This is a genomic window from Arcicella rosea, from assembly GCF_040543805.1.
In the GTDB taxonomy this organism is placed as follows: domain Bacteria; phylum Bacteroidota; class Bacteroidia; order Cytophagales; family Spirosomataceae; genus Arcicella; species Arcicella rosea.
Window position 1 is genome coordinate 98,487 of sequence record NZ_JBEUMS010000001.1, and the last position, 11,261, is coordinate 109,747.

The window sequence follows — 11,261 nt, forward strand, 5'->3', positions numbered from 1 at the left end:
CTAACACTAAACTTTTGACAAATTTATCACTCTTTTACCATTTTCATCTACTTCGATATTTACTTTCAAATGTTTAGAAGGTAAAAGGTTTACCACTTTTGATGGCCATTCAATAAAACAAAAGCCACCAGAATAGAGATAATCCTCGAAACCAATGTCCATAGCCTCTTCTTCATTTTTGATTCTGTAAAAATCAAAATGGTAAATATTCTCTCCTCTTGTGGTAGCATATTCATTCACGATAGAATATGTTGGACTTTGCACATGGCTATTTACTAACATACATTCACAAATTGCTTTAATCAAAGTAGTTTTGCCAGCGCCCATTTGTCCTTCGAAAAGCCAAACAGGAGTATTTTTGCCAAAAGCCAAAATGGATTGAGCCGCTTTATTGATGTCTTTCAGCGAAGAATATTCTATTGTTTTGGTATTGATTTGGTTTTTACTCATTTTATCGTAGCTGTTAGCTTTCAGCAATAAGCTTTGAGCTTTTATTAATAATTCTTCAAAGGGTTTTACAATATATTACAAGTATAAATAATAATTCAGAACGCATAATCATTATTAGTATTAGTTTAACCTAAAAACTGACTTAAATAGTTTCTTGCTGTTAAGATTGCACTCTCTACATTTTCGACTGAACCTTCGTATGCTTTGTCTTCTACTTCAATCACAACTGGTCCACGATAGCGAGCATCATTCAATGCCGAAAAGAATTTTCCCCAATTGATATCTCCTAAGCCCGGTAATTTAGGTGAATGATACTCTAAAGGGTTTGCCATAATCCCTACTCTACTTAGTTTATCATAATATACTTTTGCATCTTTTAGGTGAATATGATGCAGACGATCAGAATAATCATATAACGGACGAGTATAATCCATCATTTGCCAAACCAAATGAGAAGGGTCATAATTCAAACCCAAAGTAGCAGACGGAATGATTTCAAACATTTTATCCCAAATGGCTGGCGTTGTTGCCATATTTTTTCCTCCGGGCCATTCGTCGTTTGTAAAAAACATTGGGCAGTTTTCAATACCAATCTTCACACCTACTTCTTCGGCGAGTTTAACAATATCTGTCCAAGTTTCTTTAAATTTATCCAAGTTATAAGCAATATTTTTAGAAGGGTCTCTACCGATGAAAGTGTTCATCACAGGAATTTCCAATTTAGCTGTAGCTTGAATAATTTTCTTGATGTGGTCAACATAAAAATTTGCCTTATTCACATCTGGGTCGAGTGGATTAGGATAATAGCCTAAACCTGAAATAAATACTCCTTTTTCGGTGGTATAATTCTTGATGTGAGCAACCTGAGCTTCATCGAGTGCTTCCACATCAATATGCGTAACACCTGCATAGCGACGAGCGTCGGCATTTCCTGCTGGCCAGCACATTACTTCTACGCATTTAAAATTCTTTTCTGAGGCGAAATCTATTACTTCTTCAAAAGTACGCTCCGCTAAAATAGCACTGACAAATCCTAATTGATGCATTGTATGTTTTGAAATGTATTAAATTGGTTTTTAGTAAATTTTAAGTAAAAATAGGCAATCGGTTTAAGAGTTAGAAGTATTCTGTTTCGATTTATGTTTAAAAATGATGAAACAAAAAAAGGTCGCTGAACAGCGACCTTTTTTGAAAATACTAAAAATTTTAAACCTATTTTAATGTTAAAACTTCTTGAACAATACGTGGAGCAGTAGCATTATAAGAATAATGAAGGTGGAAGCTCTTTGTAGCTGGGTCATAATAGTTTTTAGAATAACTTTGATTGATGTTTGGCGTAACACCAGTTGGCGAAACGGTAACGCTGTTGTCAGCATTAACTGTCAAAGTCATTGTATAACCTGAAGCACCTAAATCCCCTAGTTCTGTCGTAACGCTATTAGCTGTTAAAGTAACTACATCTTTCATTCTATCAATATCTCTTGGACCAGCAGTTGGGTGAGTAAACACTCCTACCGCTTTGTACTTTCCATGATATTTGTTTTTAGCAATAATTTGGAATAAAGCCGAACCTAAACCGCTTCTTACTTTATAGTTTCCAGCACTTACAACAGAAACCCCTAAAGCATATTTCTTGGTAGGATCTAATTTAGTTGGATCAAAAGTAATTGCGACATTTTTACTAAATTCTCCTACACCCATTTTTATATCAGTTCCTGATAATTTGTAAAGACTAGCTGGTAACGCATCAAACAATGGCTTTTGAGTTTTAGCATTGTCTGGATTTGCATTATATACTTTAGCATCTGCATTATACTTTGTAATCAAAGCATCATCAGCTTTGATGGTTACATTCACTTCAGAATTAAGCTGAGAAGAGCTGTTTACATCTCTGATAATTTCAAGGAATTCCGTTGTTTTATCACCTGCAACTAAGTCAACCCCTAGAAGAGTTGTTTCCTCACCTCCAGCAGGGAGTCTAACAAAGTTAGAACCCATGCCTTCAATCATATCTTTACCTTCTGGAACACAGGCTGTTGCTAAAACAACAAGACCTAAGACTAAGGCTTTTATTGATTTAATATATTTTTTCATTTTTTTCTCATTTAAAATTAAAAACATTTTTTCAAAGGAAGACTAGGCTACTTATCCCACCAGATTTTAGCATCTTGTGTATTTCCACCAGATAATCTACCAACAGCAGCATTGAAGTTTGTACCATTTAATGTAGCTTCGTTTGCTCCATAAACATATCTACGAGGAATCGCCTTACTTGCATTAGTTGCTTTTGAAGTTGCTACTAACGCAGGTACACCTGTTCTTCTCCATTCAGACCAACCCATGTGTCCGTTTGGATAGAATGCTACATAACGTTGTAATTGGATTTTTGTTAAAGCACTAGTAGCAAGCGATACGTTATCAGAACTAATAAAAGTATTGAATTTAGCTTGATCAAATACTCCCCATTGTTTCCATGACATTTCGATACCCTTTGAATACATATTTGCAGCATTCTCAGTAGTCCAACCCAATTGTGCAGCTTCAGCTCTAGCTAAATAAGCGTGTGAAGCAGTAAGAATTTGGTTAGTAGATGTTGCCTGACGTAAAGATTGTTCAAAAATGAAAGAATAATCAGCATGACCATTCGCATAAGTAATAGCATCATCACGAGTTAAACCATAAGGGAAAGATACAATTTCACCTTTACTATTTGGTTGAGCCATTGCATTAATACGAGCATCTTGGTTAGTAATCATAATGTTAGTAAATACATCACTAACTGCATAATCTTTACGACCATCGTATAAACTAAACCAAGGGTTTTTATATGCTCCACCTGGATAAGTAAGTGCTGTGTTGTCTTCATTAGCATCAATTACTCCACCTGTAGAAGCCAAAGCATCAAGAAATTGCGTTTTACCTGTAGTAGGATCAACTTTTGAAATACGCAATGCCATAATCATACGTAAAGTATTGGCAAATTTTCTCCATCTCGTCAAATTTCCGTTGTGTACAATGTCTCCTTTTGGAATAGCACCAGCATCAAATTGAGCGATAGATTCCTTCAACTCTTTAAAAATGAGATTATAAACCTCTTGCTGAGTATCATATTTAGGCTTTACTATTTCAAGAAGAGCCTCAGAAGCTGGCATATCTCCCCATAAATCTGTCATCGTTAATAATCTATATGCTTTCAGAATTCTAGCTAACGCAATTTGATTATTATTTGAACCATTTAGCGCAGCATAAGTAGCTGTAGCAGCATTAGTATTACTATTAATGATATTCTGCAAATCGTACAAACCTCCAGCATATATACCGTCCCAAGCAATTTGAGGTGTGGCATACAATGATGTTTCTGTATATTGTGTTTCAGCGAAGTATTGACAATATAAAGCACCATTTAAGCTTCCTGTTGAAGAAGGAGTACCAAAATCTAATAAGGCATTTGTCAATAATGACGAAGTAACTGGCACTAAAATTGAGTTTGGATTTTTATTAATATCTCCAAAGTCATCCAGTTTGCAACTTGATGCTCCAATCAACAAACTCGTTGCAGTTAATACTTTTAGTATATTTTTTTGAAATTTCATATCTTTAAAATTTATATCAGAAATTAGAAACCTAATTTAACGTTAACTCCGAAAGAACGTGTTCCAGGGAATTGACCATTTTCACCGTAGATATTTGATAACTCTGATGGGTCAAAATCTCTATTTTTTGCATAAACTAACCATGGGTTACGAGCAACAAACGAAACTGTTGCATTTTGCAAGAATTTAGAACCTTTCAAAGGAATTCTGTAACCAAGGCTAACCTCTCTTACTTTGATAAAATCTAAATCATAAACGTGCTCTTCTGCGATATTACTTCCTCTGAATTGGTGGTAATAAGTTTGAGCATCAACATAAGTATCAACATTTTCACCTGTAGCCGTTACTCCTACTACGTGTACACCACCACCATCAGCAACAGGATCACGCAAAGGATTTCCTTTGTCATTTAAGCCAGCTGTTCTTTCAAACAAACCTGAGAATGAACCCCAGTGGTCAGAAAGAGAGAAGTATTTACCTCCTTTAGAGAATTCGATGTTTGCACTTAAAGTGAACTTCTTGTAAGTCAATTGGTTAGTCCATCCACCAGTAAAATCAGGAAGTACACTACCTAAATATTTGTTTGGAGTTTGTACATACATACCATCAGCAGTAACTACTTTCTTACCATCTTTGTAAGTAAAACCGCCACCTCTGATTTGTCCCCATGCTTCTCCTTTTTGGTGAACAATTGTAGCACCTGAAGTAGAAGCGAAAGTACCCGAAGTAACAACAATCGCATCAACGCCTTCAGCTAACTCAATAATTTTAGAAGTGTTTTTAGCGAAGTTAAGCGTTGTATTCCAAGCAAAGTCCGCAGTTTTTACTGGTGTTGCATTGAATGAAATTTCAATACCATGACGATTTAATTTACCCGCATTGATTAATTTAGAAGTAAATCCACTTGCTCCAGTAATTGGTACACTGATAATTTCATTTACTTTATCTTCATTGTAATATGTTACAGATAAACCATATTTATCTTTCAAGAATCTTAAATCAATTCCAAGCTCGTAAGATGACGATAATGATGGTTTAATATTAGGGTCAACAATGGTATTGGGAGTTCCCATCAAGGTATTACCATTGAATTTATCATTAGCCAATGAATAATTTAAAGCTAATTGATAAGGAGATAAGTCAGATCCTACTTGTGCCCAGCTTGCTCTTACTTTACCGAATGATAATACAGGAACTTGGTCTTTAATTAACTCGCTAAATACTAAGCTTGTACCAACTGATGGATAAGTATATGAATTACCTCCAGCAGGTAAAGCAGAACTATTATCATTACGAACAGAACCTTCTAAGAAAACAAGGTCTTTGTATCCAAATGAACCACGAGCATATAAACTTCTTACTTCTTTAAAGGTTCTTGATGAAGTAGTAACAACATTTGATACTGAGTTACTTAATGCAAAATAATCAGGAACAACAAGACCATCAACAGTGTTTGCAGACATTACTCTGAATCTATCCTTACGAATATTTCCCCCTGCAATTACGTCAACACTAAAATCGTCGCCAATTTTTTTATTGTAAGCAGCAGTAATTTCATAGTTCGTTTCATTTGGAGACCAGTTATTGTTGACTTGGTTTCCTAAATATTGAGCAGTAGAGTAAGATGCTTTCAATCCTGTTTGTGAAGCACTTGTTTGAAGAATACTTGGAACTGCATTTTCAATTGTTCCTGTACCATTATTCAATCTTGCAAAACCAGAAATTTTGAAGTTATCATTCAACTTATATGTTAAATTAATATCTCCAAATAATCTTCTACGATTCTCAGTATATTGAATTTTTTCAAAGTAAGAATAGAAGTTATACCAGTAGTTTGCACCATAGAAATTTACAGGTTTGGTAGCATCATAAGCACCTGGGTTGTTATGATTCCAGCTTCCTAAAATTCCTTCAGGAGAAGTCAAGTCTTTCAACTCTTTCAATTTATCGAAATCTAAATCTCTATGAAACCAAGAGTTAAATGAACCTGATGAGTTATTTGAATAAGCATCATCAAACTGTCCCTTAATAGTATAATCAACATAGTTGATGTTTGCAGAAGCTGTGAAGTGCTTACCTAAATCTATTGTTGTTTGTGATGAAATTGTATATTTTGCTCCACTAGAGTTATACAACATACCATTTTGATTCTGAGCAGTAAACGATAAACGAGTTGTATAGTTATCACCTGCTTTAGAGAAGTTCAAGTTGGTGTTTGTAGCAACTTGCGACTGATAGAAACTTCTGATGTTATTTGGTTGAGGCAATAATTTTGCAGTTTTACCAGAATATTGAGTTCCTTCATACCAAGCATACCAAGGCAAATAATCTTGTCCTACCATTCTAGGTCCCCAAGAAGCATCATCAGAATAGTCATGATAATATTTACCATTCATTGCTTGCCAAGATGTAGGCATACCTGCTTCCCAATTAAATTTAATCAAATCTGGAGAACCTCCACCCGCATAAGAGTTTTGATATTTAGGAAGAATATAAACATTATCAACAAATGTACTTTGGTTGATTTCAACACCAATACCTTTTTTATTGGTACCTTTTTTAGAAGTCATGATAATAACCCCAGCATCACCTCTTTGTCCGTACAATGCAGTAGCACTTGGTCCTTTCAAAACAGTAACCGATTCAACATCATCAAGGTTAATATCTGATGAACCTACTGGATTACCATCAAGAATGTACAATGGAGCTTTGTCTGAAAGAGAACCAGCCCCTCTAATTCTGATTGCGGCATCTCTACCCAATGCTACACTTGACTGGCTTCTTACTTGAATACCAGCAACTTTACCTGCCAAAGCATTGTTCAAGTTTGTCTGACGAATCGTATTCAACTGTTCGTCTTTTACACTTTGTGCAGAATAGGTCAATGACTTTTCTGAACGCTTAATCCCTAAAGCTGTTACTACTACTTCCTGAAGTTGTGAAGTGTTTGCTGTCAAAGAAACATTAATAGTGGATTGGTTGCCCACTTCAACTGTTTTGGAATTAAAACCTACAAAAGAGAAAGTAAGAGATGATGAAGCGCCTACGCTGATTTTGTAAACACCTTCAGCATTAGTTGAAGTACCTCTTGAAGTTCCTTTTACAGAAATACTTACCCCTGGAAGTGGAGAACCATCCTCTGATGTTGTCACTTTACCGGTAATAATCCTGTCTTGTGCATAGGTTTGCCCGATTAAAGCCAACAGAAACACGGAGGTAATGAGTAGAAATTTTCTCATTTCGTTGATTAGTTTTGGTTGATAAAAATAGAAATATTACAAAAGAATGTAATCAAACTTCAGTAAACCCAAATTGGGTTTGTGTAATTGAAATCTAAAAAAACAGGGAAATGCACAAAACAAGTCTCTTATATAAAAGAGACCTTGTTCCTGAAAAGGAGCAATAGAAATAGTTTTTTTAGTTTTGGTCGATGATGGATAACAGAAATTCTGTTATCACAATGTTAAAATTAGTTAATTTTTTCAATAAACAAGCTAGTGAATGAAAATTTTTCTCCATCGAATAATCCAAAGTCTGATAATTTAAGATTGGGAATCACTAAAAGTGCCATAAACGATAGACTCATAAAGGGAGAATTCAATGTACATCCTAAATCTTTGGCAAATCTATCAATCGCAGAATATTCTTTGGCTACCAAATAACCATCTTCACCCGACATAATGCCTGCAATTGGTAATTTCAATAGGTTTTTTACTCCTTTTCCAGAAATTGCTGCCACTCCACCCCTTGCTTTTATAATCATATTCACCACCTCAGTAATGGCTTCGTCATCTACCCCAACTACGATGATATTATGAGAATCATGCGCTACAGAAGATCCTATAGCACCTTGTTTTAATCCAAAATTTTTAATAAACCCTATCGCTGGTGGAGCATCATGATAACGATTCACTACTGCTATTTTTAAAATATCATTCTTTACATCAGATACAACCAAGCCGTCTTTTACTAAAGCTGGGCATTCTAGTCTCAAAGTAATAAGTTGCCCATCCAACACTTCTATTACTTGGATTCTCTCTCCTTCTGCCTTTACTTGGAACTGTTCTGCTGTTTTAAAATTACATTCAAAATGATTGACAACTTCGCTTGGCAAATTCGGGATTTTTGAAATGCCATTTTCTGCAACAATTTTCCCTGAAATATAGGTCTGAAGTATTTCAAAGTTTTGGAGATTTTCTATCAAAATGAAATCAGCATTATCACCTTCACGTAATAAACCTACTGGAAGTTGATAATGTAAAACTGGATTTACACAAGCAACTTTAAGAATCTCAAATAAAAGTGAAGGATGCTTCGACAAAGCTCTTTTCACCAATAAATTAATATGCCCCTCCACCAAATTATCAGGATGCTTATCATCTGAACAAAACATTAGTTCATTATAATACTCAGGTAATAGCCCAATCAGCGCTTCAAAGTTTTTGGCAGCAGAACCTTCTCTGATTAAGATTTTCATACCATACTTTAATTTATCTAAAGCTTCTTCTTCGGTAAAGCATTCGTGGTCGGTCTGACAACCTGCTTCAATGTACTTTCTGGCAGCATCTCCTCTTAATCCGGGTGCATGTCCGTCAACTGGTTTATTGTATGATTTCGCCAAGGCTATTTTCGCTAGCATGTCTTCATCACCATTCAATACTCCCGGAAAATTCATTACTTCTGCCAAATAACCTATTTCTTCATATTGCTGAAATAATTCTTCAATATCGCTGGGTGTAATAATTGCTCCTGCGGTTTCAAAAGTAGTAGCGGGAACACATGATGGAGCACCAAAACAAAATTTAAATGGCGTTTGTCTAGCATTATGAATCATATATTCTACTCCTGCTTTACCCAAAACATTTCCAATTTCATGTGGATCAGAAACTGTTGACACTGTTCCATGTACAACTGCCAAGCGTGCAAACTGTACGGGAGTAAGCATCGAACTTTCGACATGCACGTGGGCATCGACAAAACCCGGTAAAATATAAGGAGTATTGCTTGCCGCTTCTTCGGCTAATATTTTTATGGATGAGATTTTTCCATCTTGAATTTCAAGAATGCCATACTTGATTGTTTTTTCAAAAATGTTGATGATATTCCCTATTACTTGCATAATTTTTATTTTTTTGAAAGTCAATTATTTAAACTAAAATGCGTTCAAACTGAAAATTTAATCTGTATATTTAAACATTCAGCAGGCTTCTGTACTGTCCATTTCAGTATCTTTGTTTATATTTAAATATTGCTGGTTTGATTTTTATCGGACGAATAAAGCAATTTATCTTATCATTCTATCATTTTATCCTCGAAAATTATCTTTCAATGAGAAAAGTCATTATTGCTCTTGACGGGCATTCGAGTTGCGGAAAAAGTACTACTGCAAAACGTGTTGCTGCTAAATTAGGTTATGCTTTTATTGATACTGGAGCGATGTATCGTGCTGTGAGTCTTTACTTTCATCAAAATCATGTTACTCCTACCAATCCTAAAGAAGTAGAAAAAGCCCTTAGCGAAATACGGATTAGTTTTCAATTCAACGAGCAACGTGGCGCAAGTGATGTGTATTTGAATGGTTTGAATGTTGAAAGTGAAATCAGAAAAATGTATGTTTCTGAAATGGTGTCTGAAGTAAGTGCAATTACTGCTGTCAGAAAAGCAATGGTGGCGCAACAACAACAAATGGCAAAACATGGTGGTGTAATTATGGATGGAAGAGACATCGGCACAAAAGTTTTTCCAGATGCCGAAGTAAAAATATTCATGACTGCCGACCCGGTAATTCGTGCTGAAAGAAGACAAAAAGAATTACTCGATAAAGGTGAATTAGTTGATTTGGAAGAAATTATTGAGAATTTAAAGAAAAGAGACATTCTGGATTCAACTCGTGCAGAAGGACCACTTATTCAAGCGGAAGATGCTGTTTTAATGGATACTTCATTCATGACTTTAGAAGAACAAGTAAATTTTGTGATTGAGCTACATCAAAGTGTATTAGAAAGATTATAACATTCAGAAGTGATTAAATAGGGAAAAACACCTCAATAAATGATGAGTAAAGAATCAAGTAAAATAGATTTTGTAATTGTTGGTCAAGGACTGGCTGGTTCTTTACTAGCTTACTTACTTCTTCAAAAAGGGAAAAAAGTACAGATTTATGATGCTCCAGAAATACCTTCATCATCGAAAGTAGCCGCAGGAATTTTCAATCCTGTTACGGGTAGAAAACTGATTAAAACTTGGATGGCTGATGAATTATTCCCCTTTCTTGAACAGTTTTACGTAGCCTTAGAAAAAGATTTACAAGCAAAGTTTTTTCATCAAGTTTTAATTTATCGTCCATTTCCTAATCAAGAAGTACAAGAATATTTTAAGCGCAATGTTCTTCCTGAAAATTTTGATGATTTTGCAAGCCTTGAATTTGAAAATATCAAGTACAAAAACTTAGTAAATAGCGAATGGGGTGGCGCTACAACCAAACAATCGGGTTGGGTAGATTTAAAAATACTTTTAGATACTTTTAGGCTTTATTTTAAAGAAAAAGGCATACTCGTCGAGGAAAAATTAAATCCAGAAGAAGCCCTTTCTCAGCCTTATAAAACTATTTTCTGCGAAGGTTTTCAGGGAAAATTCAATCCTTTTTTCAACTATTTACCCTTCAATCCTGTAAAAGGAGAAGTATTGGATATTACAATAGAAGGAATCAGTTTGGATGAAATCATCAGTCAAGGTGCTTTTGTTGTTCCTTTATCGAAAAATACTTTCAGATTAGGAGCCACTTATACTTGGCATGAACTCGACTTTAAGACTACTCCACAAGGAGAAAAAGAGTTATTAGATAAATATCATAAATTAATGAAACCCGATTTGAAAGTAGTGGCTCATTTAGCAGGTGTACGTCCAGCCAGTAAAGACCGTCGCCCGTTTATAGGAATGCACCCTGATTTACAACAAATCGGCATTTTTAATGGTTTGGGTTCAAAAGGAGTATCATTAGCACCTTATTTCGCTAATCAATTTGCTGAATTTTTAGTAACTGGAAAAGAACTTTCTTCGGAAGTCAATATAAATCGTTTTGCTTCGTTATATTTAGGGGCTGAGAATTCGTGATTGCTTATTTCATTGCTTTTGGGAAATTCAATTAATATGCCTTTCGTTTCCTGTATAAGTAATGATTAATTCACGAAGAAATGCCTTTTAACTTCGTCCTAAAAC

At 35.0% G+C, this 11,261-nt stretch carries 8 protein-coding genes; 2 read left to right on the forward strand and 6 right to left on the reverse strand.

Annotated features, from left to right (window positions below; genetic code table 11):
- Positions 1-6: 6 nt before the first annotated feature.
- The 6 genes from tsaE to ade form a co-directional block, all read right to left on the reverse strand.
- The gene (gene tsaE / locus ABID42_RS00450) at positions 7-450 is read right to left on the reverse strand and encodes a tRNA (adenosine(37)-N6)-threonylcarbamoyltransferase complex ATPase subunit type 1 TsaE (protein WP_367282002.1); all 444 of its coding nucleotides are present in this window, start codon (positions 448-450) and stop codon (positions 7-9) included.
- A gap of 125 nt (positions 451-575) precedes the next feature.
- Complete coding sequence (locus tag ABID42_RS00455) at positions 576-1,496, reverse strand: sugar phosphate isomerase/epimerase family protein (protein ID WP_367282003.1); 921 nt, start codon at positions 1,494-1,496, stop codon at positions 576-578.
- Between the two features lie 166 nt (positions 1,497-1,662).
- Complete coding sequence (locus ABID42_RS00460) at positions 1,663-2,544, reverse strand: BT_3044 domain-containing protein (RefSeq protein ID WP_367282004.1); 882 nt, start codon at positions 2,542-2,544, stop codon at positions 1,663-1,665.
- 47 nt (positions 2,545-2,591) lie between these two features.
- On the reverse strand, positions 2,592-4,043 hold the full coding sequence (locus ABID42_RS00465) for a SusD/RagB family nutrient-binding outer membrane lipoprotein (protein ID WP_367282005.1): 1,452 nt from the start codon (positions 4,041-4,043) through the stop codon (positions 2,592-2,594).
- 23 nt (positions 4,044-4,066) lie between these two features.
- Positions 4,067-7,282 (reverse strand): SusC/RagA family TonB-linked outer membrane protein, encoded by a 3,216-nt coding sequence (locus ABID42_RS00470; RefSeq protein WP_367282006.1) that lies wholly within the window; start codon positions 7,280-7,282, stop codon positions 4,067-4,069.
- Between the two features lie 230 nt (positions 7,283-7,512).
- The gene (ade, locus tag ABID42_RS00475; protein WP_367282007.1) at positions 7,513-9,162 is read right to left on the reverse strand and encodes an adenine deaminase; all 1,650 of its coding nucleotides are present in this window, start codon (positions 9,160-9,162) and stop codon (positions 7,513-7,515) included.
- Between the two features lie 209 nt (positions 9,163-9,371).
- Here ade and cmk point away from each other — a divergent pair, with 209 nt between their 5' ends.
- Both cmk and ABID42_RS00485 read left to right on the forward strand, forming a co-directional pair.
- Positions 9,372-10,055: a (d)CMP kinase gene (gene cmk / locus ABID42_RS00480; RefSeq protein WP_323254707.1), complete on the forward strand. Its 684-nt coding sequence runs from the start codon at positions 9,372-9,374 to the stop codon at positions 10,053-10,055.
- 39 nt (positions 10,056-10,094) lie between these two features.
- Complete coding sequence (locus tag ABID42_RS00485; RefSeq protein ID WP_367282008.1) at positions 10,095-11,156, forward strand: NAD(P)/FAD-dependent oxidoreductase; 1,062 nt, start codon at positions 10,095-10,097, stop codon at positions 11,154-11,156.
- Positions 11,157-11,261: the final 105 nt, after the last annotated feature.

What these genes read in the sequence shown, in the direction of transcription:
- tsaE (WP_367282002.1), bottom strand. Translation starts at nt 450, where the DNA reads ATGAGTAAAAACCAAATCAATACCAAAACAATAGAATATTCTTCGCTG.
- ABID42_RS00455 (WP_367282003.1), bottom strand. Translation starts at nt 1,496, where the DNA reads ATGCATCAATTAGGATTTGTCAGTGCTATTTTAGCGGAGCGTACTTTT.
- ABID42_RS00460 (WP_367282004.1), bottom strand. Translation starts at nt 2,544, where the DNA reads ATGAAAAAATATATTAAATCAATAAAAGCCTTAGTCTTAGGTCTTGTT.
- ABID42_RS00465 (WP_367282005.1), bottom strand. Translation starts at nt 4,043, where the DNA reads ATGAAATTTCAAAAAAATATACTAAAAGTATTAACTGCAACGAGTTTG.
- ABID42_RS00470 (WP_367282006.1), bottom strand. Translation starts at nt 7,282, where the DNA reads ATGAGAAAATTTCTACTCATTACCTCCGTGTTTCTGTTGGCTTTAATC.
- ade (WP_367282007.1), bottom strand. Translation starts at nt 9,162, where the DNA reads ATGCAAGTAATAGGGAATATCATCAACATTTTTGAAAAAACAATCAAG.
- cmk (WP_323254707.1), top strand. Translation starts at nt 9,372, where the DNA reads ATGAGAAAAGTCATTATTGCTCTTGACGGGCATTCGAGTTGCGGAAAA.
- ABID42_RS00485 (WP_367282008.1), top strand. Translation starts at nt 10,095, where the DNA reads ATGATGAGTAAAGAATCAAGTAAAATAGATTTTGTAATTGTTGGTCAA.